Consider the following 22,489-nt stretch of genomic DNA (forward strand, 5'->3'; position numbering starts at 1 on the left):
CGGCGTTGACGTGCGGCGCCCCGCCTCGGTGGCGGGACGCCGGTGACCGATAGGGGTAGGACGCATGAGCAAGTGGGAGTACCAGACGGTGGCGCTGCTGTCGCACGCCACCAAGCAGATCCTCGACAACTGGGGTTCCGACGGGTGGGAGCTCGTCTCCGTCGTGCCCGCCCCGCTCCCGGAGGGCACCGACCCGCGCAACCAGCAGTACGTCGCGTACATGAAGCGCCAGCTCTGATGGCCACCCCCGAGGAGCGGATCGCGGAGCTGGGCCTGACCCTGCCCGAGGTGGCGGCTCCGGTGGCCTCCTACACCCCGACGGTGCGCAGCGGCGCCCACGTCTACGTGTCCGGCCAGCTGCCGTTCGTGGAGGGCGAGCTGCCCGCCACGGGCAAGGTCGGCGCGGAGGTCACCCCGGAGGCCGCCCGCGATCTGGCCGCGCTCTGCGCGCTCAACGCGATCGCCGCGGTGCGCGCCGAGGTCGGCGAGCTGTCCGACGTGGTCAGGATCGTCAAGGTGGGCGGCTTCGTGGCCAGCACCCCCGACTTCACCGGCCAGCCCGGTGTGATCAACGGTGCCAGCGACCTGCTCGCCCGGGTCTTCGGCGACGCCGGGGTGCACGCCCGCGCGGCGGTCGGGGTGGCTGCCCTGCCGCTCGACTCCCCGGTCGAGGTCGACATGATCGTCGAGGTCCGCTGAGCGGTTCCCCGTGAGGCCGGGCAGGCCGCGCCGGTCGTCGGCGCGGCCTCCGGCCCCGAGACCCGGGAGGGTATGCCGATGCCGGAGCAGGGAGGGGCAGCCCGGCCCAGGCCGGCCGCCACGGTGATGCTGCTGCGCCCCGCGCGGGGCGGCGCGGCCCGGGGCGGGCGCGGGGAGGGGCCGATGGAGGTCCTGCTCATGCGCAGGGTCCGCTCCATGGGCTTCGCACCGGGCGCCTACGTCTTCCCGGGCGGAGGAGTGGACGAGAGGGACGCCGACGGGGACCTTCCCTGGACCGGTCCGTCCCCGCGGGAGTGGGCGCGGACGCTCGGCACCGACGTGCGGATGGCGCGTGCGCTGGTGTGCGCCGCCGTCCGCGAGACCTTCGAGGAGACCGGCGTGCTGCTGGCGAGCGCGCCGGAGCGCGCCGGGGAGCCGGCCGTCACCCTCGACACGGCGTCCGAGGAGTGGGAGCGGGACCGGCTGGGGCTGATCGACCGCTCCCGCTCCTTCACGGGGGTGCTCTCCCGGCGCGGGCTGGTGCTCCGGTCGGAGTGGCTCCGGGCGTGGTCGCGCTGGATCACGCCCCGTGCCCAGCCGCGCCGCTACGACACCTGGTTCTTCGCCGCGGAGCTTCCTCCGGGCCAGGCCTCGCGCGACGTCGGCGGCGAGGCCGACCTCACGGCCTGGACCGATCCGTCCCTGGTCGCCCCGGAGTGGGAGGCGGGCCGCATGCCCATGCTGCCGCCCACGGTGGTCACGTGCGCGGAGCTCGCCGAGTGCCGGACCCTGGAGGGTGTACGGGAGGCGCGACGGGATATCGTCCCCTTTGAACCGGAAGTTCGGGAAGTCAACGGTCGGATCCGCGTCGTCGCCCCCGACGGGGCGGAGTACCCTCTGCCGAATCCCGGTGCGGCCCCGTGAGGGTGCGCACGTCACCGTGCGGACCGCGTGGCCGCGGGACGGGTTCCGGGGTTCGCCGCCCGCGGTCCTCCGGACCGGTCCGGTCTCGGCGATCGAAGCGAGGTGCGATGAGGATCGACGGTTCCGGGACGCTGCGCGCCAGTTGTGTGCTGTGCCCCAACCCTGGCCCGATGACGTTGGAGGGGACCAACACCTGGATCCTGCGCGAGCCCGGCGCCCGCGGGGTCGTGGTCGTGGACCCCGGCCCCCACGACGAGCGCCACCTCGAGAGGGTGGCGCGGACCGTGCAGGAGCAGGGCGCGCAGGTACAGATGGCGGTGGTCACCCACCGGCACCCCGACCACGCCGAGGGCGCCCGCTACTTCGCCGAGCTGACCGGGGCCCCCGTGCACGCGGTCGACCCGGAGGTGCGGGTCGGCGGCCACGGCCTGTCCGACGGCGACACCCTGGAGGCCGACGGCCTGGTACTGACGGTCGTCGCCACCCCCGGGCACACCGACGACTCGGTGTGCCTCCTGGTGGGCGCGGACAACGCCGTCCTGACCGGGGACACGGTCCTGGGGCACGGCACGACCGTGATCGACGGCGACGACGGCCTCGGCCCCTACATGGACTCGCTGTACAGGCTGCGGGACCTCGTGCGGGATCAGGGTGTGCGCACCCTCCTGCCCGGGCACGGCCCGATCCTGACCGCGCCCGCGGAGGCGCTGTCCTCCTACATCGCGCACCGCGAGTCGCGCCTGGAGCAGGTCCGGGAGGCCGTGAACGCCGGCGCGACCGGGGTCGGTGCCGTCGTGGACCGTGTCTACCCCGACGTCGACGAGCAGATCCGGTTCGCCGCGGAGTCGTCGGTACGCGCCCAGCTGCGCTACCTGGCCTCGCGCGGTGAGATCCCGGCCCGCAACGAGCCGTAGCCCCGGGCGGAGGGGCGCCGCCCGGCAGGCGTGCGCACGGGGCCTTCCGGACAGCCGCCGAGGGACGGCGCGCCGCGGGGTCCGGACAGCGCTGTGGGTCCGGACAGCGCTGTGGCCGCCCACCCCGGGGGGAGAGCGGCCACACAGCGTGTCCGCCGGGCGCCCGTCCGGGCGCCGGAGGTTCTAGGGCGTGGTCCGTGGATGCCTTCGGTGGGCTCGGCGCTTGCGCCGATCGCCCGGAATGATCCGCGGAACACGGCCTAGCGGGCCCGGCGGCGCATCCGCTCGACGTCGAGCAGGACGACGGCCTTGGCCTCGATGCGCAGCCAGCCGCGCAGCGCGAACTCGGCGAGCGCCTTGTTGACCGTCTCGCGCGAGGCGCCGACCAGCTGGGCGAGCTCCTCCTGGGTGAGGTCGTGGTGGACGTGCAGGCCGTCCTCGCCCTCCTTGCCGAACTTGTCGGCGAGCTCCAGGAGCGCCTTGGCCACACGGCCCGGCACGTCGGTGAAGACGAGGTCCGCCATCACGTCGTTGGTCCGGCGCAGCCTGGCCGCCAGTGCCTTGAGCAGCTGGAGCGAGACGTGCGGACGGCTCGACAGGAACGGGCGCAGGTCGTCGTGGCCCAGCCCGGCGAGCACCGAGTCGGTCACGGCGACGGCGCTCGCGGTGCGCGGGCGCGGGTCGAACAGCGACAGCTCACCGAACATCTCACTGGGGCCGAGCACCCCGAGCAGGTTCTCGCGGCCGTCCACGGCCGTGCGGGTCAGCTTGACCTTCCCGCTGAGGATCACGTACAGGCGGTCGCCCTCGTCACCCTCGCTGAACAGGGTCTGCCCGCGTCCGAGGCGTACCTCGCTCACCGATGAGCGGAGCGCCGCCGTGTCCTCCTCGTCGAGAGCCTCGAACAGAGGGGCCTTCCGCAGCACCTCGTTGATCTCGTCCACCACACGTCCTCCTCAGAACCTGACCGTCAACAGTGTGACGTATATCGCACCCGGGTGTGAAACCAGGTCGTTACCGCGGCTTGCCGCCGGGAGACCACGTGCCCACAACAGCCGACGTCAGCCCATGCGATCTTAGTCGTAATCAGCCTGTATCAAGGGCTGTCCGCGCCGCGCCACCGGACATTGGTTACATAATCCCGGTCACCGGCCGAAACGACGGCCGACCCCCGGAAGCATGCCGAACTTTCGGTGAACACGGAGGCCCGCCCCGTCGGGACGCCTACCCTGTGACGATGCCCCGTGACACGCCAGACGCGCCGTCCGCGCCCGCGGAGAACCCCACGCCCACCGGCGAGAGCCGACTCGCGCTGGTCCGCCGCGCGCGCAGGATGTACCGGGAACTCGTCGAGCTCTACCCGGACGCCCACTGCGAACTGAACTTCACGACCCCGCTGGAACTGCTGGTCGCCACGATCCTCTCCGCGCAGTGCACGGACAAACGGGTCAACCAGGTCACTCCGGCGCTCTTCGCCCGCTACCCCGACGCCGAGGCCTACGCCTCGGCCCGGCGGGAGGAGATGGAGGAGGTCATCCGTCCGCTCGGCTTCTTCCGCGCCAAGACGAACAGTCTCATCGGGCTCGGTCAGGCGCTGTGCGAACAGCATGGCGGAGAGGTTCCGGGGAACCTCTCCGACCTGGTCAAACTACCCGGTGTGGGACGAAAAACCGCAAATGTACTGCTCGGTAATGCCTTCGATGTGCCCGGGATCACCGTGGACACCCATTTCGGGCGGTTGGTCCGCCGTTTCAAGTGGACGGACGAGGTCGACCCGGTGAAGGTCGAGCACGCGGTGGGCGACCTGTTCCCCCCGAGGGACTGGACGATGCTCTCCCACCGGGTGGTCTGGCACGGGCGGCGGGTCTGCCACGCCCGCAGGCCCGCCTGCGGCGCCTGCGACCTGGCCCGCTGGTGCCCCTCGTTCGGGGAGGGACCGACGGATCCGGACACGGCCGCCGGGCTGCTGCGGATGCGCTCCTTCGCCTGACCCCGCCCCCTGAGGCGGCCGGCCCGGAGGCGGCGGACGGCGGGGGCGCCGGCGGCGCTTTGTACTCTGATGGTGTGATCGTTGACACCGGCGTCCCGACACGGCCGCCGCGTCCGCGCGGACGCCTCCGCCGCGCCGCCCCGCGGTACCACCGCGACGCGGCGGCGGCCCCCTGCCGGGACGACCCCGGCGGCCCCACCGCCTCCGGGGACGCCGTGCCGGCCGGCGGACCCGGAGGCCGGGGCCCCGCGGGGGACGAGGCGCCCCCGGGAGCGGTTCCCGCAGGGGAGTCCCCGCACGGGACCGCCGGACACGGTTCCACCGCATGACGACCCGAGGGAGCGGTGCGGGCCCCGGGCCCGCGCTCCCGGCCCGCCCAGGAAATCCCGGGAACATCCCGGTGCGGCCCGCGCCAGCGGCCGCACCGGTCCACCGACGGCGCGACAACCCCCGGAACAGGCTTCACGTATGAACCCGATCCCGCTCTGGCTCGCCGCGCTCGCGGACGCCGCAGAGACGATGACCGTGCCGGGCCCCATGCGGCCCCCCGCCAACGGCGGCCGCGAGTCGGCCGTCCTCATCCTCTTCGGCGTCGGACACAAGGGTCCGGACCTGCTCCTCATCCAGCGCAGCGCCGGGCTGCGCCGCCACGCCGGGCAGCCGGCCTTCCCCGGCGGACGGATCGAGCCCACGGACGCCTCCGTCGAGGCCGCGGCCCTCCGGGAGGCGGAGGAGGAGACCGGGGTGGTCCCCGCGGGCGTCGACGTCGTGGGACGCCTCCCCGAGCTGTACCTGAGCTTCAGCGACTTCCGGGTGGCCCCCGTCCTGGGCTGGTGGCGCGAGCCCTCCGAGGTGCGCCCCACCGACCTCGGCGAGGTCGCCGCGGTCTCCCGGGTCCCGGTCGCCGACCTCGCCGACCCGGCCAACCGGGTCATGGTGCGCTACGGGGGCGGGACCCGGTGGGGGCCGGGCTTCCGGGTCGACGGCATGCTCGTGTGGGGTTTCACCGGTGCGATCATCGACAGCCTGCTCACCATGGGCGGCTGGGAACTTCCCTGGCGCCACGAGGGTCTCACCGACGTGTTCGAAGCCACCCCGCAGGGCCTGCGGCCGGTCGGGTAGCGCTCATTCTTGGAGGGCATTGTGCTCGACGTGGTCCTGATCGTCCTGTTGCTGCTGTTCGCGGTGACCGGGTACCGCCAGGGTTTCATCGTCGGTGTCTTCAGTTTCGCGGGCTTCATCGGCGGGGGCGTCCTCGCCGCCCTGGCCGCCCCGGACCTGATCCAGGCGTGGGTGGAGGACCCCGGCCGACAGGCGCTCCTGGCCATCGCCGTGGTCTTCCTGGCCGCCGCGCTCGGCCAGTTCCTGTGCTCCTACCTGGGCACCCTCGTCCGAAACAGGGTCACGTGGGACTCCGCCCGGGTCGTGGACGCCGTGGGCGGAGCCCTGGTCAGCGGGCTCTCGGTACTGCTCGTCGCCTGGTTCATCGGCAGCACGGTCGCGAACTCGGCGCTGCCGTTCGTGGCCGGCCAGGTCAAGGACTCGCGCATCCTCCAGTCGGTGGACGCGCTCATGCCGGAGTCGGCCCACAACGGCTTCTCCACGTTCCGCAGGGTCGTGGACCAGAGCGCGTTCCCGCAGGTCTTCAGCGGCCTCGGGACCGGTGAGCTGGCCGAGGTCGAGCCGCCGGACCCGGACGTCCTCACCACCCCGGAGCTGATCGAGTCGAGCCGCAGCGTGGTCAAGGTCCTGGGGACCGCCCCGTCCTGCCAGCGCCGTGTGGAGGGGACCGGCTTCGCCTACGCCGACGACCGGATCATGACCAACGCGCACGTCGTCGCCGGGGTGACCGACGACCTGCGGATCGTCACCCGGGACGGCTACCAGCTCGACGCCACCCTGGTGCTGTTCGACGCGCAGCAGGACCTGGCGGTCCTCCACGTCCCGGGGCTGGACCTGGAGCCGCTGGAGTTCACGCACGAGGCCCCGCAGGGCGGGGACGCGGTGGTGGCCGGGTTCCCCCGCAACAGCGGCTTCACGGCCGTCCCCGCGCGCGTACGGGCCCGCCAGACGGCGCAGGGACCGGACTTCTACCACTCGCAGCAGGTGAGCCGGGAGATCTACCAGGTGCGCGCCGTGGTGCGCCCCGGCAACTCCGGAGGGCCGCTCCTCGCCCCGGACGGCACCGTCTACGGGGTCGTGTTCGCCGCGGCCACGAACGAGCCGGAGACGGGCTACGTGCTCACCGCCGACGAGGTGGCGGAGAACGCGGCTTCGGGTCTGGAGTCCGCGGAAGAGGTCTCCTCCCAGACCTGCGACTGACCCCCGTCCACAGGCCGACGCCGGGCCTTCACAGGACCCGCCCCCCACGGTTCACTGGATGTACAGGGGGACCGCCGCGGCGGCCGGCACGGTGCTGCCCGGGGTTCGCGGATCCGCGGGACGCCCGCGCGGCCGCCCGCCCCGGGGGGCGCCCGCTCCGCGCGGCGGAGGCGCCACGCGCCCCGGCCCTCCGCAGGCCCCAGCCTGCCTTGCGCTCCGGCCCGCCACGCGCTCCGGCGCCCACGCCCCCGGACGCGAACGGGCGCCCTCCCCGCGGGGAGGGCGCCCGTTCGGACGTCTGTGGACCGGCCCTAGTTGGAGCTGGGGTCCGGCGTGTGCTCGTTCGTCAACGGCCAGCTCATGCGCACGACGGTGCCCCTGTCGCTGGGGTCGATCTTCACCTCGTCGGCGAGACCGGTGATGACCGCCAGGCCGAGGCCGGGGGAGAACCCGGAGATTCCGCCGGGAGGGGTGTCCTCACCGTCGAGGAAGAGCCCGTCCAGCATGGACGGGTTGACGGTCTCCACCGTGTCCTTCGCGGGGGCACGGTCGGAGACGACGACCTCGAAACGTTGGGTCGCGCTCCCGTTGGCGCGCAAGGCGTGGCTCGTGGCGTCGGTGCGGGAGTCCGACCCCGGATCGGGCCCGTTGCCGTCGATCAGCTGGAGCAGGATCGGCTGTGTGGGGCAGTGCAGCTTGTGTGCGGCCACCGCCCGGGAACACGCCTCACCGACCGCCAGCCTGATCTCGTCGATCGCTGAGGCGGCGATACCCGCCCGCCGTGCCACGGTCGCGGCCATGAGCCGCGCCGTGCGCACGTGGGCGGGAAGCGCGCTGATCGTGAGCGTGATGGTTGCCATCGCTCGCTCTGGGCTACTTCGCGGAACGCTTGTCGATGGCTTCCTGAACAGAGCCGTGGATACCGAAGACCTTGGTCAGACCGGTGATCCGGAAGATCTTCAGGATGCGCTCCTGGGTGCAGACCAGGTCGAGGGTCCCGTCGTGGGCCCGGACGCGCTTGAGCCCGCCCACAAGCACACCGAGGCCTGTCGAGTCCAGGAACTCCACCTTCTCCATGTTGACCACGAGGTGGAAGTTGCCCTTGTTGACCAGGTCGATCAGCAGCTCGCGGAGCCGGGGCGCGGTATAGACATCGATCTCACCCTCAACGACGACGATCTCGGTGTCGCCCTCGGTGTAATGATCAAGCTTCAAGTCCACTAGTCCTCCAGCGCCGAACCGCGAAAAAATCGCGAATGATCTCTGCCGGGCGTTACCCCACCAGCACGCATTCAACCACGGGTGTCGAGTGCGTCTTCCTGTGATGCACAGAAAAACCGTGACACCGCGCCACTCTTCCCCCGGATGTCACACTGAAACCGATGTCCCAGTGCGACACCCTTCGTCTGAGGGCGTCACGACTACCGAACACGCGCCTGTGAGGAGGGGTCTCGGATGAGGCGATCGGAGCCCGTGCTCCCCGGTGTGTGGCGTGACGATACCCGGTACCCGCAAGTGACCCACATCGAGCATGTGGCCCGCAACGAGGGAGTGGGCGGGGAGTGGCCGGAATGGGCCGCGCCCCACCTGGTCGGGCGGCTCTCCGAGCTGGGGATCACACGACCGTGGTCCCACCAGGTTGAAGCCGCCGACCTCGCACGCTCGGGCCGTGATGTGATCATAGCCACGGGTACCGCCTCGGGGAAGTCACTCGGCTTCCTCATACCCGCTGTGGACGCCGTCGACGCGGGCGGGACCGTGCTCTACCTCTCCCCGACCAAGGCGCTCGCCCAGGACCAGTTGCGGTGGATATCGGACCTGGGTCTCGCGGGCATGCGTGCGGCCGTATACGACGGCGACACGAGCGTCGAGGAGCGTTCCTGGGTACGCGAGCACGGCAACTACGTGCTCACCAACCCGGACATGCTGCACCACGGGATCCTCCCCCGCCACGGGGCGTGGTCGCGCTTCCTGCGCAGGCTCCGCTACGTGGTGGTCGACGAGGCGCACCGGTACCGCGGTGTCTTCGGCTCGCACGTCGCCCAGATCCTGCGGCGGCTGCGCAGGATCTGCGCCCGCTACCGGTCGGAACCGGTGTTCGTGCTGGCCTCGGCGACTTCCGGCAGCCCCGCGCAGAGCGCGACCCGGCTGACCGGCGTGCCCGTCACCGCGGTCAGCGAGGACGGGTCCCCGCGTCCGGGGCTGTCCGTCGCCCTCGTGGAGCCTGAGCTCACCGACCTGACCGGGGAGCAGGGGGCGCCCATCAGGCGGACGGCGCCGTCCCAGGCCGCCGAGATGCTCGCCGACCTGGTGCGGGACCGGGTGCGCACCCTCGTGTTCGTGCGTTCGCGGCAGGGCGCGGAGGTGGTCGCTCTGACCGCTCAGCGTCTCCTGTCGGAGCGGGGCGACCACGACCTGGCCGCCCGGGTGGCCGCCTACCGGGGCGGCTACCTGCCCTCGGAGCGGAGGGAGCTGGAGGAGGCCCTGAGGACGGGGGAGCTCCTGGGGCTGGCGAGCACCAACGCCCTGGAACTGGGCGTGGACATCAGCGGGCTCGACGCCGTCCTCATCGCCGGATGGCCGGGAACCCTGGCGTCCCTGTGGCAGCAGGCGGGACGGGCGGGGCGGCGCGGCGACGACGCCCTGGCGGTGTTCATCGCCCGGGACGACCCGTTGGACACGTACCTCGCGCACCACCCGGAGGCGATTTTCGGTCGCTCCGTGGAGGCCACCGTCCTTGACCCGGAAAACCCCCACATTCTGGGTCCGCACCTGTGTGCGGCCGCCCAGGAACTACCGATCACGAAGGACGACTTCGCCCTCTTCGGAGAAACCACCGAGGAGCGCCTGGCCGATCTCGTGGGGCGGAAACTCTTGCGGAGGCGCCCGAGGGGCTGGTTCTGGACCAGTAATGAACGGGCCAGCGACCTGGCCGATATCCGCGGGTCGGGCGGTCCCCCCGTGCAGATCGTGGACACCGGAAGCGGGCAGCTCCTCGGCGAGATCGACGAGGCCGCGTCCCACGGCACCGTGCACCCGGGCGCGGTGTACCTCCACCAGGGCTCCACGTACCTGGTGGACGACCTCGACCTGGACGAGGGGGTCGCACTGGTCCACGGCGCCGAGCCGCCGTACAGCACCTGGGCGCGCGACACCACGGACATCACCGTGCGCTCGGTGCTGCGCCAGGAGGAGTGGCCGAGCGGCGCGACCGCGTACTTCGGCGAGGTGGAGGTGGTCCGTCAAGTGGTGGGCTTCCTCAAGCGGGACGTGCGCACCGGCTCCGTCCTCGGCGAGCAGCCGCTCGAACTCCCGGAGCGCACGCTCCACACCCGCGCGGTGTGGTGGACCCTGCCCGCGGAGGGGGAGGCCCGGCTGCGCAAGGAGGACGTGGGCCTGCTGGGCGCCGCCCACGCGGCCGAGCACGCCGCGATCGGCATGCTCCCGCTGCTGGCGACCTGCGACCGCTCGGACATCGGCGGGGTCTCCACCGCCGTCCACGGCGACACGGGCAGGCTGACGGTGTTCGTCTACGACGGGTACGAGGGCGGTGCGGGCTTCGCCGAGCGGGGCTTCTCCGCGGCGCGCGAGTGGCTCACCGCGACCCGGGCCGCTATCGCCGACTGCGAGTGCGACCACGGGTGCCCCTCGTGCATCCAGTCGCCCAAGTGCGGCAACGGCAACGAGCCCCTGAGCAAGTCCGGTGCGCTGAGGCTGCTCGACGAGGTCCTCGGAGGGGACGGCGGCGCCGGTGGCGGCACGGGCGCGGAGGGCGCCTGAGAGCCGCCTTCCGGAAGAGGTGCGGGCCGCCCAAGGGCTGTGGACGTCCGGCCCCCTCCGCGGCGCCGTCCGGGAACCGGATCGCAGGACCGGCCCGCCCGAGGCGGGACCGGGGAGCACCGTGCCGGCAGCCCGCGGAGCCCGCGTACCGGGGGTGAGGGGCGCACCACGGGCGGGGGCCGTGCGCCGCTCACCGGTGCGGGGCCACGGGCGGCGGGAAGCGGGGCGCCCGCGGCCGGCGCGGGGCGCCCGGGGTTTTCCACAGGCTGGGAAAGGGGCTTTCGGGACCGCCCTCCGCCACCGGAACCTGGAATCGGGCGCCGACACCCCGTCCGCCCCTCACCAGGGAGGTTCCATGTTCGCTCTCACCGGCCCGCCACCCGCTCGCACCGCGCAGCCCGGAGGCGACGACGGGATGGCCACCGCCGAGTACGCGCTGTGCGCGGTCATCGGCGCCGCGTTCGCCGGCGTCCTCTACGTCATCATCACCAGCGGTGAGGTCAGGGAGGCCCTCACCGCGCTCGTGGTCGATGCGCTCAGCTCGGGGTTCTGACCGCGGATCGGTCACCGTGGAGGCGGCGCTCACGCTGCCCTCCCTGCTGCTCGTCCTGGCCGTGTCCTTCGGGGCCGTCCAGGCCGCCTCGGCCCAGCTCGCCTGCGCGGACGCCGCGCGTGTGGGGGCGCGGGCCCTCGCCCGGGGCGAACCCGACGACCGGGCCCGGAGCCTGGCGCTGACCGCCGCGCCCCGGGGCGCGGACGTCGGCCTGGCCGATGACGGGCACACCGCCCGCGTCACCGTACGGGTCGAGCTGCGGCTCGGCCCGCTGGCGCCTCCCCTGGGGGTGGACGGCAGCGCCGCCGTCCTCCTCGAACCGGGGAGCTGACCACGTGCACTCCGACTCCGGCTCAGCCACCGTCTGGTGGGCGAGCCTGGGGGCCCTGCTCTGGTTCGTCACCCTCGCCGTCCTCGTGACGGCGGCGGCACGACTCGACCGGGACCGCGCCACCACCGCCGCCGATCTCGCCGCACTCGCGGCCGCCGCCCGACTCGTCCACGGCACGGAACGAGCCTGCGCGGAGGCCCGGGACACCGCAGAGGCCAACGAGGCCTCCCTCGAATCCTGCGTCATCACCGGCTCCACCGCAGAGGTGGTGGTCTCGGTCCCGTCGTCGCTGGCGGACCGCGACGTCCTGGCGCGCGCCCGCGCCGGGCCGGTCCACGAAGCCGTCTCCAACGAGGAAGTGGAATGAGCCCCGCCCCCGTCTCCGTACTGCTGTGCGCCCTGCTGCTGGGTGCTCCTCCCCAGTCCGACGACCACGTCCCTCCGCCCTGTGCGGCCCCCACCGATCCCACCGAACCCGCCGAACCCGCCGTGCGCGACGGCGGCGCCGAGGACCCCGACCCCTGTGCCTCCCCATCGGCGGGCCCCGCGCCCTCGCCCGCCGCCGGGGCCCGTCCGGCGGAGGCCTCGGTCGGTTCCGCCCGCCGGGCGGCGGCCGTTCCGCCGCCCGTGCACGAACCCGTGGTCCACTACACGGCGGAGGCCGCACCCCCCGCCACGACCTTCGCGCGTGCCGTGGGACACACCTCCACCGTGGTCCTGGTTCTGCTGGGCATCGCGGTGCTGGCGATGCGGCTGTCCATCGGCTGGCCCCGCTTCCCCACCCCGTACCTCGGCCAGCGGCGCTTCGACCGGGAGGAGTACTGACACCGCGGGGCCCTGTCCGGGTCGGCCCTGTCCGGGTCGGCCCCGGGCGGGACCCCGCGGACGGGTTCTGGGGTCGGGCCCCGCCCGGGCGTGTGCCCCGCACCGCCGTCCCCGCCCGGACGACCTGCGCACACCCCGCACAGCGGGTGCGGAACCGCCGTACCCTCCGGTGTATGGGACACCGACACCCGAGCAGGCTCAAGAACTCCGAGGTGGGCCACGCGCGCGCCCGCTGGCTCCTGCGGGCCGAGCTTGCCGGGTGCGAGGAGTGCCGCGGGGAGGGCGACCGGGAGGCGCTGGCCGACCTCGCCTCGGATGGCGTCTTCGACTCGCTGCTCACCGGTTTCGTGCTCGCGCGTGTGCAGCAGTGGCGCGTGCCCGGCCGATCCCCCCGGTACCCGGCCACGGTGTACCGCCTCGCGCCGGTCGACGAGCGGGACTTCTGGCGGGAGTCCACCCAGCACTGCATGAGGGTGTGCACGGTCGCGGGAGCACGGGGGAGCAGTGTGGACACCGTGCCCGCGCTCCGCGAACTCCGGCTGATGTCCACCGCCGACCGCGCGTCCGTCCTGGACGACATCATCGACGGCCTCTGCGAGGACGAGGCCTGAGGCGGGTCCCGCGGACCGTCACGGGGCCCGGCGGGGCGCCGGACGCCAGGGGCCGAGACGGGTGACCCGAGCGGGGTCCGGTGCGGCCGCCGTCCTCGGAGACGCGGTCCCGGCGGTCCGCCCCGGGCTTCCGGGAGAGCCTCCTGCCGGGGGCCGCAGCGCTCCCGGAGGGGTGGTCAGCCCCCCAGCGCCCGGGAGAGCAGCTCGGCGGCCATCGGGACGATGCCGATCAGCACGAAGGCGGGAAGGAAGCACAGGCCCAGCGGCGCGACCACCAGCACCCCCAACCGCTCCACCCGCGCTGTCGCGCGGGTGCGCAGGGCCCGCCGCAGGTCGACCACGTGGCGGTCCAGGAGGTCGGCGACCGGCGCGCCGGTGTCGGCGGCCCGGGCCAGGTCCCGTCCCGCCGCGGCCAGCGGGGCGGGAAGGGACGAGCGGCTCCAGGCCGACGCCGGATCGGCCCCCAGCCGCAGCTGTTCGGCGACCGCTGACAGCTCCGCGCCCAGCCTTCCGCCCGCCGCCCCGGAGACCGCCGTGAGGCAGACGGGCAGGGTCGCCCCGGCGCGGATCCCCGAGGAGATGAGCCCGATCACCACGGGCAGGTCGGAGGTCACCGGGAGCCGGTCGGGTCGTTCCCCGGCACGGCGGGCCCGCACCCACAGCACGGCGCACCCCCCGACCGCGACGACGCCGCCGACCGGGCCGAACAGGGTGGCCGACGCGGCCACCGCGAGCACGCCTGCCAGAGTCAGGGCCAGGGCCCGCAGAGGCAGACCGGTGCGGAGGGACGGCCCGCCCTCCGGCCCGGCGCCCGCCAGCCGTGTCCCCGGGGCGCCTCCCCGGCCCGTCGCCACCCACGCGGCGGCGGCGCCGAACAGCGCCGCGGTCACCACCGTCATCACGTCCACTCCCCTTCCACACCGTTTCCCATGCGGGGCCGCCCCGCCCCCTCCGCCCCGCCCCTCCGCCGCCCCTCCGTCTCCGCCGCCGGCGGTCGCGGCCGTCCCCCTCTCCGCGCCCGGTCACGGTGGAGCTGTCGCCGAGCGCAGCATGCGCAGCGCCCACCAGAAACCCAGGAGGTCGAGGAACACGCCGCACACCAGGCAGGCCACCCCCAGCGGTGTGGTGAACAGGAACTCCAACGGGGACCCGCCGAGGCCGGAGGACATCAGCACCCCGGCCACCGGGAGGCACGTCAGGACGATCGCGGTCGTGCGCGGACCGCTCGTCCGCGCCTCCGCCTCGGCCCGCTGCTCCTCCTGTTCGGTGAGGTTGGCGGCCAGCGCGTCGACCACCTCGGCCAGCCCGGCGCCGGTGTCGGCCGCCACCTCCCAGCACACGGCCAGGTAGGCCAGCGCGCGCAGGTCCGGATCGCGGTCGGCCTCGCGGCGCAGCGACTCCGCGTCGTCCACCGCGCCCACCGGCGGTCCGGCCTCGGCGGCGGCGATCCGCAGCGCCTCCTGCGGGGGCTGCCCGGCGCGCAGTTCGGCGGCCAGGACCCGGCACAGCACGACCACGGCCCGCCGGCGTTCGGAGGCCTCCCCGGGACGGGGCACCAGGGACCGCGGTCCCTCCCCGCGCACGGGACGCCGCGGTCGGTCCAGTACGGCGCCCAGGCGGATGCGCTGAGGCGCCGGGACCGCGAACAGCAGGACCAGGAGCCCCGCGCACGCCGCGCTCACCGCCAGCGCGCTCACCGCTGTCGCCACCCGTCGCCCAGCCGGGCCGCCACCTCCTCGGCCCCGGGGTGCTCCCGGCAGGAGCCGTCCCGGCCGAACGACACCGCGGGCACCGCGTGCACGAGCCCGGCCGGGTCGCGGCGCAGCACCCGGAGTTCGGCGAGGCGACGGGTCCCGGCGTCCCGGACCAGGTGCACGACCATGACCCTGGTGGCGGCCAGCTGGCTGTGCACCGCGGCCCGGTCGAGCCCGGCACCGCAGCCGAGCGCCTCCACCCGGGCGGGGACGTCCCCGGCGCCGTTGGCGTGGAGCGTGCCGGCGCCGCCTTCGTGACCGGTGTTGAGGGCTCCCAGCAGGGACACGATCTCCGGCCCGCGCGCCTCGCCCACCACCAGCCGGTCGGGCCGCATCCGCAGGGCCTGCCGCACCAGGACCTCCAGGGACACCTCTCCGCTCCCCTCGATGTTGGCCGGGCGGGTCTGGAGCCTCACCACGTGCGGGTGGTCGGGGCGGAGCTCGGGGGAGTCCTCGGCGAGTACGAGGCGCTCACCCGGGTCCACGAGGGACAGGAGGCTCGACAGGAGCGTGGTCTTGCCGGTACCCGTCCCGCCGCTCACGAGGAAGGCCGCACGGGACGCCACGAGCGCCCGCAGCAGGGCCGCGCCGCGACCGGTGACCGTGCCGTGTTCGGTGAGGCGCTCCAGGGAGAACACCCGACGGGGCGGCAGGCGCAGGGACACGCAGGCGCCGGCGGGGGACACCGGGGGCAGCACCGCGTGCAGGCGGGCACCGCCGGGGAGCCTGGCGTCCACGTAGGGGACGGCGGCGTCCAGCCGCCGGCCCGCCTGCGCGGCCAGCCGCTGGGCCAGCCGTCGGACCGCGTCCGCCGACTCGAACCGCACCCCGGCCCGCCGCAGGCCGCCGCCGTCGTCCACCCACACCTCGTCGGGCCCGTTGACGAGGATGTCGGTGACCCCCGAGGAGGACATGAGCTCCTCCAGCGGCCCCGCCCCGGACAGGTCGGCCGCCAGCCGCCGGGTCATGGACAGTACTTCGGTGTCGCCCAGCAGGCCTCCTTCGGCCCTCAGCGCCGCCGCGACGTTGGCCGGGCTCACCGGCGCCCCGGAAGCCACGAGGCGGTTGCGCACCGCCTCCACGAGCGGGCTCACGGGACGGGCTCCGGGAACGGGAGGGACGCCACCACGAGGTCGGCGAACCGGGCCAGGGGGGACCTGGGGTGGCGCGCCGGGACGTCTCCGGCCGCCAGGATCCGGTCGAGCCGGGGTTCCTGCGGCAGGTCCGCGCCGAGGTCGAGACCGAGGGTGGACGCCACCACGTCGGCGCTCAGGTCGCCGCGGGCACCGCGCACCACGACCCGGACGGCCGCGGCCTCCTCCCGCAGCCGGGAGACCACCCGGGTCGCCGCCACGACCGAGGGCACGTCGGCCGGGACCACGACGAGCACGAGGTCGGAGCGGTTGAGGAACACGACGGTGGCGGGGTCGAACGAGCGCGGCAGGTCGGCCACCACCAGGTCGGCGCCGTCCCGCGCGCTGGACAGGGCGGAGCGGGCCGCGCCGACGGGCAGAGGGGCGGCGGGCCCCGGCTCGCGGGACCAGGTCAGCACCGAGACCCCGGGCGTGCCGGGCAGCCCCGCCCGCAGGTCCTGCCAGCGGACGCGGCCGCGGCGCCGGACGAGGTCGCCCCAGCCGGTGCGCCGCCCGGGCGCGCGCGGCGGAGCGCCGTCGCAGCCGAGGTAGAGGTCGGATCCGCATCCGAGGGGGTCGGCGTCGAGGAGGGCGGTGTCCCGGTCGGCGCGGGCGCCGGCGAGGGCGAGGGCGACCGCGAGGAGACTGGTACCGGCTCCGCCGCGCCCTCCGATCACCGACACGGTGGGGGCCGGGGCGGAGGTGGTCGACGCCGCCCGGGTGAGGAGGTCCACCAGCACGGGCTCGTCCCTGGGCAGGAGGAGCGTGCCGGGTCCCTCGGCGGCCGTCGCGCCTCCGTGGGCCGGGTCCTGACCGTACGGGCGGCCCTCCCGTCCGCGCGGGTCCTCGCCCCCGTCGGTGCGCGACACGAACACGTGGCGCCCCGGGGGAGGGTCGGCGGTGCGCAGGGAGGCGCGCAGCTCGGCGCCCACCACCACGAGCGGGGCGTGCCGCCACAGGCTCAGCGCACGGTCGGGGGTGCGGGCGACGGCGACCTCGGTGGCGGCGGCGGTGGCCAGCCTGAGCAGGTCGTCGAGGAGGAGGGGGTCGGCGGTCGCGATCAGCGGCAGGGGGCGGGTGTCCATCGGGCTCTCCGGGGGGCGGGGTCTTTCTTCGACCCTCCCCGACCGGAGCGCTCGTGAGAAGCCCCGGTCCGGAGCTGTGGACAACGCCGTCGGCGGAGCGCGGCGCGCAGAAACCCGGAGCGGGGCGATGAGGAGGAGCCGCGGCGGGGCGGAGGAGGCCCACCTGGCGGGCGGGGTGCGTACACGGGGGCGAATACGCATGCCCGCCCGGCAGGCGGGAGGAGCGGGCGCGGGGTCCGCCTCCGCAGGGGGAGCGAAGGCCGCCACGCGAGTTCCGGCCCTGGGGGGAGGACCGGGCCCGTCCTCCGGGAGGGCCTGTGGAGAGACGTGCTCCCACGACCGCCGAAAGACCTTTGTCGTCGACGCCTCCCGGAAACCGGGCACCGGCGAACCGGGGCGGGTTTCGCGGCGGGGTTCTTGCGGTACGGCGGAACCCCTGGTCGACGACGGAACAGACGCTACCACGCGGTGCCGCGTATTGGTTCGGGAATCCAGGCGGAAAAGTCGGGTCAACCGCCTTTTCCCAGAGGGGTGGAGGGCGTACAAAGAAAGCAGACGGTGGCTGAGAACCACCCCGACACGGCACCCGGGAACCCACGCACCACCCGGCCGCGTGTGGCCCGTCTAGGTCGGACAACCGGATGTACTGCCTGGCCAGACTATGGAAATGGTCGCTTGCTAACCCGGTGGAACGTGTCGGAGACGGCGCCCCGAGAGTCACGCGGGGCGCCGTTCCACGTGCTCGCCCGGACGCGCCGGGCGACCCGCGGAAATGCGCGCCCGGCCGGATCGTCCGTGGCCAACAACGATTGTGTCACTGTTGGTTGATAAAGGAATGGTCGACGATTCGACCTTTTCGGGGGCTCACCCGCGTTTGAGGGCCTCGCAGGTCGCCAGTGAGTCCTGGGCCCCCGCCCGCACCGCCCGGCAGCAGTAGACGACCCATCCCGCGACGCCCTCGGGGGTGCCGCCCATGTAGCCGCGCAGGGCCGGTCCGTACTCGTCCCGCAGGGTCTGGTGGCCCAGCTCGGACGGCACCAGCGACTTCGGGTCCAGGCCCCGTTCGACCAGGGTCAGCCGCTCGGCCGCGCGCGCCACCAGGCCGTCGCCCCACCCGAACGGCCGGATCGCCATCAGTTCGCCGTGGACCAGCGCCGACGTCACCAGGGCCGGGACGGACGTGCGCGCGCCCAGGAGCGCGTACAGGCCCTCCAACCGGGCGAGCGCCGCCTCCGGCGCGGGGGCTGGACCGAGTGAGAGCGGGTCCTCGACACGCTCCCCCGCCAGTCGGGGCCGCCCCAGGGCGTCCTCGGAGACCGCCTCGGTCGCGGCGAGCGTGTGCAGACGGGCCAGGGCCTGGCGCGGCGCCTTCGGCCAGGTGTCGACGAGGGACCCCAGCTCGCCGGACACCCGCAGGGCCCCCTTGATGCGCGTGTCGTACACGTGTCCCTCGCGGATCTCCTCCATCGAGACCTCGGCGCCCTCCAGCGCCGCCGACGCGCACGCGCCGCGCAGTGCGGACTCCATGGACACGTCGCTGCTGCGACGTCGCAGGATGCGGTGCCCCAGCAGCCGGTCGACCAGGGTCCGCGTCTCGGCGACCGCGTCGCTCACACCGGGCAGGGCCGCGACGCGGGCCAGGGGGTCGGAAGGGGAGGCAGAAGTCGATTCGCTCACGGAGAACAACACTACGCGCCGGTAACACCGGCCGCCCCCGTCCCCGCGGGTAGGAGCGCACCGACCGCTCGTCGCTGACCGGCGACCGTTCACCGGCCGTTCGCCGCTCGCCCGCCGGTCCCCGGCGACGCGCTGCACCCCGGCTGTTCACGCGGTATGGACCGCATGATTAATTGGGTGTGAACCAGTCGACGTAAGGAGAATCACAGTGGCCGACAGCACTCCCCCGAGCCAGGAGACACTGTCCAACCTTCTCCACGAGACGCGCAGCTTCCCCCCGCCGCCCGAACTCGCGGCCGAGGCCAACGTGAAGGCCGAGGCCTACGGGCGGGCCGCCGAGGACCGCCTCGGCTTCTGGGAGGAGCAGGCCCGCCGGTTGCAGTGGGAGCACCCCTGGGACACCGTCCTGGACTGGGACCCGCCCTACGCCAAGTGGTTCGTCGGGGGCAAGCTCAACGCCTCCGTCAACTGCGTGGACCGCCATGTCGCCAACGGGCTGGGCGAGCGGGTCGCCTACCACTGGGAGGGCGAGCCCGGCGACACCCGCAGCATCACCTACGCGGAGCTGAAGGACATGGTCTCCCAGGCGGCCAACGCCATGACCGGCCTCGGGGTCGGCAAGGGCGACCGCGTCGCCATCTACATGCCGATGATCCCCGAGACCGTCGTCGCGATGCTCGCCTGCGCCCGCATCGGGGCCGTCCACATGGTCGTCTTCGGCGGCTTCTCCGTGGACGCGCTCGGCCAGCGGCTGGACGACAGCCGGGCCAAGCTGGTCGTGACCGCGGACGGCGGCTACCGGCGCGGCAAGGCCAGCGCCCTCAAGCCCGCCGTGGACGCCGCGGTCGCCGACCGGCCCGCCGTGGAGAACGTCCTCGTCGTCCGCCGCACCGGCCAGGACGTCGAGTGGACCGACCGCGACGTGTGGTGGCACGACGCCGTGGAGTCCCAGAGCACCGAGCACACCCCGGAGGCGCACGACGCCGAGGACCCGCTGTACATCATGTACACCAGCGGCACCACGGCGAAGCCGAAGGGCATCCTCCACACCACGGGCGGCTACCTCACCCAGGCGGCCTACACCCACTGGGCGGTGTTCGACCTCAAGGCCGAGACCGACGTCTACTGGTGCGCCGCCGACATCGGGTGGGTGACCGGCCACTCCTACATCGTGTACGGGCCGCTCGCCAACGCCGCGACCACCGTGCTGTACGAGGGCACCCCCGACACGCCGCACCGGGGCCGCTTCTGGGAGATCATCCAGAAGTACGGGGTCACCATCGCCTACATGGCGCCCACGGCGATCCGCACGTTCATGAAGTGGGGCGACGACATCCCCGCCGGATTCGACCTGTCCAGCCTGCGCGTCATCGGCTCGGTGGGCGAGCCCATCAACCCCGAGGCCTACATCTGGTACCGGGAGAACATCGGGGGCAACCGCACCCCGGTCGTGGACACCTGGTGGCAGACCGAGACCGGCGCCATCATGGTCAGCCCCCTGCCCGGAGTGACCTCCGGCAAGCCCGGCGCGGCCATGCGCGCCCTTCCCGGCATCGTGGCCGACGTGGTGGACGAGGCGGGCCGGTCCGTTCCCGACGGCGACGGCGGCTTCATCGTCATCCGCGAGCCGTGGCCGGCGATGCTCCGCGGCATCTGGGGCGACCCCCAGCGCTACGAGGACACCTACTGGTCGCGCTTCGAGGGCCTGTACTTCCCCGGCGACGGTGCGAAGAAGGACAAGGACGGCGACCTGTGGCTGCTGGGCCGCGTGGACGACGTCATGCTCGTCTCCGGCCACAACATCTCCACCACCGAGGTCGAGTCGGCGCTCGTCTCCCACCCGAGGGTGGCGGAGGCCGCCGTCGTCGGCGCCGCGGACAAGGTCACCGGCCAGGCGATCGTGGCCTTCGTGATCCTCCGGGACGGGGGCGAGGAGGTTCCGGAGGAGCTGGTCAAGGAACTCCGCAACCACGTCGGCACCTCGCTCGGCCCGATCGCCAAGCCCGCCCGGCTCCTGGCGGTGCCGGAGCTGCCCAAGACGCGCTCCGGCAAGATCATGCGGCGGCTCCTGCGCGACATCGCCGAGGAGCGGGCGGTCGGCGACACCTCGACGCTGACCGACTCCTCCATCATGGACGTGATCGCCAAGCAGCTGCCGTCCGCACGCGGGGACGACTAGGACCCGTGCCGCGGCCCCGCCACAGGACTTGTGACGGGACGCCCCGGCGGACGCGGCGCCCCGGCCCCGGCGAGGGCCGGGGCGCCGCCGCCGTCGTCGGGTCGCGCGGCCCGGCGGCGCGGCCGGGCGCGCACTCACCCCCGTGACGAAACGGACCTCTGCCGTTGTGCGTGCCGTGAGGGACATGGGTGGCGGGGCATGTGCGAGGATGCGGAGGATCATCCGCGTGTTCGGACCGAGAGAAGGGAACCCCCACGATGGTGGACAAGCCGGGTACCGGCGAGCCCGACGCCGCCGGCACCGACCGTTCCATCGGCGCGCTGGTCTCCGACGCCACCGACAACCTCTCCCGGCTGGTGCGGCTGGAGATCCAGCTCGCCAAGCTGGAGGCCAAGGCCGACGCGGCCAGGATCGGCAAGGGCGTCGCCGGGTTCGCGGTCGTCGCTGTCCTGGCCCACATCTTCGTCATCCTGCTCTCGGTGACCATCGCCTTCGCGCTCTACGAGCTGTTCGCGCTCCCGGCCTGGGCGTGCCTCGGCATCGTCACGCTGTTCTACCTGCTCCTCGCGGTGGTCTTCGGGCTGTACGGCCTCGTCAACTTCCGCAAGCGCCAGGGCCTCCAGCGCACCGCGCTGACCACCTCCCGCCTCGCCGGCATCCTGCGCGGCGAGATCCGGCCGCCCAGGACCGGTGACGACCTCGACACCGTCGGGGGCGCCGACACCGCCGGGGCCACCGCGGCGGCGCCGCGCTAGCCGCACACGGTGTTGGACGACTCCGCCGCCTACCTCGACGGCCCGTGGACGCACCGGACCGTCAAGGCCGCGGGCGCGCGCTTCCACGTGGCGGAGGCCGGTGAGGGCCCCCTCGTGCTCCTCCTGCACGGCTTCCCCCAGTTCTGGTGGGCGTGGCGGCACCAGCTGGGACCGCTCGCCGAGGCCGGGTTCCGCGCCGTCGCCGTCGACATGCGCGGCTACGGGGCCAGTGACAAGACCCCCCGCGGCTACGATCTCGTGACCCTCGCCCAGGACGCCGCCGGCCTGGTCCGGGCCCTGGGCTACGAGGACGCCGCGGTGGTGGGACACGGGGTGGGCGGACTCGTCGGCTGGACGATGACGGCCTACCACCCCGGCGCGGTGCGCGCCCTGGCGGCGGTCTCCGCCCCGCACCCGCTGCGCACCGCGCGGATCGTCGCCTCGGGCGGACCCGGTGTGCGGCACATGCTCCGGGCGCAGGTGCCGATCCTTCCGGAGCACAGGCTCCTGGCCGACGGGTGCGTCCGCGTGGGCGACCTCCTGCGCGAGTGGTCGGCCCCCGGTTGGCCCGGCGCCGAGGCCGAGGAGGCCTACCGGCAGGCCTTCGCCATCCCGAAGGTCTCCCACTGCTCCCTGGAGTACCACCGCTGGATCTTCCGCTCGCGGTGGCGTCCGGACGGGCTCCGCTACAACGCGCGCATGCGGTCGCCGGTCAGCGTCCCCGTCCTCCAGATCCACGGCGAGCTCGACCCGGTGTGCCCGCCCGAGGCGGCCCGCGCCTCCCGTCGCGCCGTCACGGGGGCCCACCGCTGGGCGCCGATCCCGGGTGCGGGACACTTCCCGCACGAGGAACGCCCGGAGGAGGTCTCCCGCGAGCTCGTGGGGTGGCTGGGGCGGCTCGGCGGCGGACAGGTCGACGGAGCCCGGAAGGGCGACGGGGAACGGCGGTGAGGCAGT

Annotated in this window: 24 protein-coding genes; 16 read left to right on the plus strand and 8 right to left on the minus strand. The window is 73.9% G+C overall.

Annotated features, from left to right (window positions below):
- Positions 1-64 precede the first annotated feature (64 nt).
- From ACQPYD_RS00620 to ACQPYD_RS00635, 4 genes are all read left to right on the plus strand, one after another.
- Complete coding sequence (locus ACQPYD_RS00620) at positions 65-238, plus strand: DUF4177 domain-containing protein (protein ID WP_267947456.1); 174 nt, start codon at positions 65-67, stop codon at positions 236-238.
- A complete protein-coding gene (locus ACQPYD_RS00625; RefSeq protein ID WP_267947457.1) occupies positions 238-699 on the plus strand; it encodes a RidA family protein in 462 nt (153 codons plus the stop codon). Before ACQPYD_RS00620 ends, ACQPYD_RS00625 begins: the two co-directional genes overlap by 1 nt.
- Before the next feature lie 78 nt (positions 700-777).
- Complete coding sequence (locus tag ACQPYD_RS00630; protein WP_433699309.1) at positions 778-1,623, plus strand: NUDIX hydrolase; 846 nt, start codon at positions 778-780, stop codon at positions 1,621-1,623.
- A 107-nt stretch (positions 1,624-1,730) separates the two neighbouring features.
- Entirely contained in the window at positions 1,731-2,537 is an 807-nt protein-coding gene (locus tag ACQPYD_RS00635) for an MBL fold metallo-hydrolase (protein ID WP_433699310.1), read from the plus strand.
- Between the two features lie 260 nt (positions 2,538-2,797).
- Here ACQPYD_RS00635 and ACQPYD_RS00640 read toward each other — a convergent pair whose 3' ends face one another.
- Positions 2,798-3,484: a Crp/Fnr family transcriptional regulator gene (locus ACQPYD_RS00640; RefSeq protein WP_267947460.1), complete on the minus strand. Its 687-nt coding sequence runs from the start codon at positions 3,482-3,484 to the stop codon at positions 2,798-2,800.
- Between the two features lie 290 nt (positions 3,485-3,774).
- Here ACQPYD_RS00640 and nth point away from each other — a divergent pair, with 290 nt between their 5' ends.
- From nth to ACQPYD_RS00655, 3 genes are all read left to right on the plus strand, one after another.
- Positions 3,775-4,527, plus strand: coding sequence for an endonuclease III (nth, locus tag ACQPYD_RS00645; RefSeq protein WP_433699311.1), 753 nt, complete (start codon positions 3,775-3,777; stop codon positions 4,525-4,527).
- Between the two features lie 468 nt (positions 4,528-4,995).
- Positions 4,996-5,649, plus strand: a complete 654-nt coding sequence (locus tag ACQPYD_RS00650) for an NUDIX hydrolase (protein WP_433699312.1) — start codon at positions 4,996-4,998, stop codon at positions 5,647-5,649.
- 21 nt (positions 5,650-5,670) lie between these two features.
- Complete coding sequence (locus ACQPYD_RS00655) at positions 5,671-6,849, plus strand: MarP family serine protease (RefSeq protein ID WP_433699313.1); 1,179 nt, start codon at positions 5,671-5,673, stop codon at positions 6,847-6,849.
- 311 nt (positions 6,850-7,160) lie between these two features.
- On the opposite strand, the gene ACQPYD_RS00660 is transcribed toward ACQPYD_RS00655, so the two are convergent.
- Positions 7,161-7,709, minus strand: coding sequence for an ATP-binding protein (locus tag ACQPYD_RS00660; RefSeq protein ID WP_433699314.1), 549 nt, complete (start codon positions 7,707-7,709; stop codon positions 7,161-7,163).
- A gap of 13 nt (positions 7,710-7,722) precedes the next feature.
- Positions 7,723-8,070 (minus strand): STAS domain-containing protein, encoded by a 348-nt coding sequence (locus tag ACQPYD_RS00665; RefSeq protein ID WP_159944311.1) that lies wholly within the window; start codon positions 8,068-8,070, stop codon positions 7,723-7,725.
- A 234-nt stretch (positions 8,071-8,304) separates the two neighbouring features.
- Between ACQPYD_RS00665 and ACQPYD_RS00670 the strand changes: the two genes are divergently transcribed.
- The 6 genes from ACQPYD_RS00670 to ACQPYD_RS00695 all read left to right on the plus strand — a co-directional run bounded on the left by ACQPYD_RS00670 (position 8,305) and on the right by ACQPYD_RS00695 (position 12,949).
- Positions 8,305-10,629 carry a DEAD/DEAH box helicase gene (locus ACQPYD_RS00670; RefSeq protein WP_433699315.1) on the plus strand — a complete coding sequence of 775 codons (2,325 nt, stop codon included), beginning with the start codon at positions 8,305-8,307 and terminating at the stop codon, positions 10,627-10,629.
- A gap of 355 nt (positions 10,630-10,984) precedes the next feature.
- On the plus strand, positions 10,985-11,182 hold the full coding sequence (locus ACQPYD_RS00675) for a DUF4244 domain-containing protein (protein WP_330157978.1): 198 nt from the start codon (positions 10,985-10,987) through the stop codon (positions 11,180-11,182).
- Entirely contained in the window at positions 11,160-11,513 is a 354-nt protein-coding gene (locus tag ACQPYD_RS00680) for a TadE family type IV pilus minor pilin (protein WP_267947466.1), read from the plus strand. Before ACQPYD_RS00675 ends, ACQPYD_RS00680 begins: the two co-directional genes overlap by 23 nt.
- Positions 11,514-11,517: 4 nt before the next feature.
- Positions 11,518-11,880, plus strand: a complete 363-nt coding sequence (locus ACQPYD_RS00685) for an Rv3654c family TadE-like protein (RefSeq protein WP_433699316.1) — start codon at positions 11,518-11,520, stop codon at positions 11,878-11,880.
- Complete coding sequence (locus ACQPYD_RS00690) at positions 11,877-12,338, plus strand: hypothetical protein (protein WP_433699317.1); 462 nt, start codon at positions 11,877-11,879, stop codon at positions 12,336-12,338. Before ACQPYD_RS00685 ends, ACQPYD_RS00690 begins: the two co-directional genes overlap by 4 nt.
- Before the next feature lie 173 nt (positions 12,339-12,511).
- Positions 12,512-12,949, plus strand: a complete 438-nt coding sequence (locus ACQPYD_RS00695) for a hypothetical protein (protein WP_433699318.1) — start codon at positions 12,512-12,514, stop codon at positions 12,947-12,949.
- 176 nt (positions 12,950-13,125) lie between these two features.
- Here the strand turns inward: ACQPYD_RS00695 and ACQPYD_RS00700 are convergent, their stop codons facing one another.
- From ACQPYD_RS00700 to ACQPYD_RS00720, 5 genes are all read right to left on the minus strand, one after another.
- Positions 13,126-13,848: a type II secretion system F family protein gene (locus ACQPYD_RS00700; protein WP_433699319.1), complete on the minus strand. Its 723-nt coding sequence runs from the start codon at positions 13,846-13,848 to the stop codon at positions 13,126-13,128.
- Positions 13,849-13,971: 123 nt separating this feature from the next.
- The gene (locus tag ACQPYD_RS00705; protein WP_433699320.1) at positions 13,972-14,646 is read right to left on the minus strand and encodes a type II secretion system F family protein; all 675 of its coding nucleotides are present in this window, start codon (positions 14,644-14,646) and stop codon (positions 13,972-13,974) included.
- On the minus strand, positions 14,643-15,797 hold the full coding sequence (locus tag ACQPYD_RS00710) for a TadA family conjugal transfer-associated ATPase (protein ID WP_433699321.1): 1,155 nt from the start codon (positions 15,795-15,797) through the stop codon (positions 14,643-14,645). The genes ACQPYD_RS00705 and ACQPYD_RS00710 overlap by 4 nt, the downstream gene beginning before the upstream one ends.
- Positions 15,794-16,921, minus strand: a complete 1,128-nt coding sequence (gene ssd / locus ACQPYD_RS00715; RefSeq protein ID WP_433699322.1) for a septum site-determining protein Ssd — start codon at positions 16,919-16,921, stop codon at positions 15,794-15,796. The genes ACQPYD_RS00710 and ssd overlap by 4 nt, the downstream gene beginning before the upstream one ends.
- 864 nt (positions 16,922-17,785) lie before the next feature.
- Positions 17,786-18,598 carry an oxidoreductase gene (locus tag ACQPYD_RS00720; protein WP_433699323.1) on the minus strand — a complete coding sequence of 271 codons (813 nt, stop codon included), beginning with the start codon at positions 18,596-18,598 and terminating at the stop codon, positions 17,786-17,788.
- A 208-nt stretch (positions 18,599-18,806) separates the two neighbouring features.
- Here ACQPYD_RS00720 and acs point away from each other — a divergent pair, with 208 nt between their 5' ends.
- From acs to ACQPYD_RS00735, 3 genes are all read left to right on the plus strand, one after another.
- Positions 18,807-20,777 carry an acetate--CoA ligase gene (gene acs, locus ACQPYD_RS00725; protein WP_433699324.1) on the plus strand — a complete coding sequence of 657 codons (1,971 nt, stop codon included), beginning with the start codon at positions 18,807-18,809 and terminating at the stop codon, positions 20,775-20,777.
- 257 nt (positions 20,778-21,034) lie between these two features.
- A complete protein-coding gene (locus tag ACQPYD_RS00730; RefSeq protein WP_433699325.1) occupies positions 21,035-21,532 on the plus strand; it encodes a phage holin family protein in 498 nt (165 codons plus the stop codon).
- A gap of 9 nt (positions 21,533-21,541) precedes the next feature.
- Positions 21,542-22,483 (plus strand): alpha/beta fold hydrolase, encoded by a 942-nt coding sequence (locus ACQPYD_RS00735; RefSeq protein WP_433699326.1) that lies wholly within the window; start codon positions 21,542-21,544, stop codon positions 22,481-22,483.
- Positions 22,484-22,489 lie beyond the last annotated feature (6 nt).

Origin of the sequence: Nocardiopsis sp. CA-288880 (assembly GCF_050955985.1) — a bacterium.
Lineage (GTDB): Bacteria > Actinomycetota > Actinomycetes > Streptosporangiales > Streptosporangiaceae > Nocardiopsis > Nocardiopsis tropica.

Excerpts from the sequence above, each read along its gene's own strand:
- ACQPYD_RS00700 (WP_433699319.1), bottom strand. The coding sequence starts at position 13,848 with ATGACGGTGGTGACCGCGGCGCTGTTCGGCGCCGCCGCCGCGTGGGTG.
- ssd (WP_433699322.1), bottom strand. The coding sequence starts at position 16,921 with ATGGACACCCGCCCCCTGCCGCTGATCGCGACCGCCGACCCCCTCCTC.
- ACQPYD_RS00680 (WP_267947466.1), top strand. The coding sequence starts at position 11,160 with ATGCGCTCAGCTCGGGGTTCTGACCGCGGATCGGTCACCGTGGAGGCG.
- ACQPYD_RS00635 (WP_433699310.1), top strand. The coding sequence starts at position 1,731 with ATGAGGATCGACGGTTCCGGGACGCTGCGCGCCAGTTGTGTGCTGTGC.
- ACQPYD_RS00695 (WP_433699318.1), top strand. The coding sequence starts at position 12,512 with ATGGGACACCGACACCCGAGCAGGCTCAAGAACTCCGAGGTGGGCCAC.
- ACQPYD_RS00670 (WP_433699315.1), top strand. The coding sequence starts at position 8,305 with ATGAGGCGATCGGAGCCCGTGCTCCCCGGTGTGTGGCGTGACGATACC.
- ACQPYD_RS00650 (WP_433699312.1), top strand. The coding sequence starts at position 4,996 with ATGAACCCGATCCCGCTCTGGCTCGCCGCGCTCGCGGACGCCGCAGAG.
- ACQPYD_RS00620 (WP_267947456.1), top strand. The coding sequence starts at position 65 with ATGAGCAAGTGGGAGTACCAGACGGTGGCGCTGCTGTCGCACGCCACC.
- ACQPYD_RS00675 (WP_330157978.1), top strand. The coding sequence starts at position 10,985 with ATGTTCGCTCTCACCGGCCCGCCACCCGCTCGCACCGCGCAGCCCGGA.
- ACQPYD_RS00660 (WP_433699314.1), bottom strand. The coding sequence starts at position 7,709 with ATGGCAACCATCACGCTCACGATCAGCGCGCTTCCCGCCCACGTGCGC.
- nth (WP_433699311.1), top strand. The coding sequence starts at position 3,775 with ATGCCCCGTGACACGCCAGACGCGCCGTCCGCGCCCGCGGAGAACCCC.
- ACQPYD_RS00630 (WP_433699309.1), top strand. The coding sequence starts at position 778 with ATGCCGGAGCAGGGAGGGGCAGCCCGGCCCAGGCCGGCCGCCACGGTG.
- ACQPYD_RS00625 (WP_267947457.1), top strand. The coding sequence starts at position 238 with ATGGCCACCCCCGAGGAGCGGATCGCGGAGCTGGGCCTGACCCTGCCC.
- ACQPYD_RS00690 (WP_433699317.1), top strand. The coding sequence starts at position 11,877 with ATGAGCCCCGCCCCCGTCTCCGTACTGCTGTGCGCCCTGCTGCTGGGT.
- ACQPYD_RS00730 (WP_433699325.1), top strand. The coding sequence starts at position 21,035 with ATGGTGGACAAGCCGGGTACCGGCGAGCCCGACGCCGCCGGCACCGAC.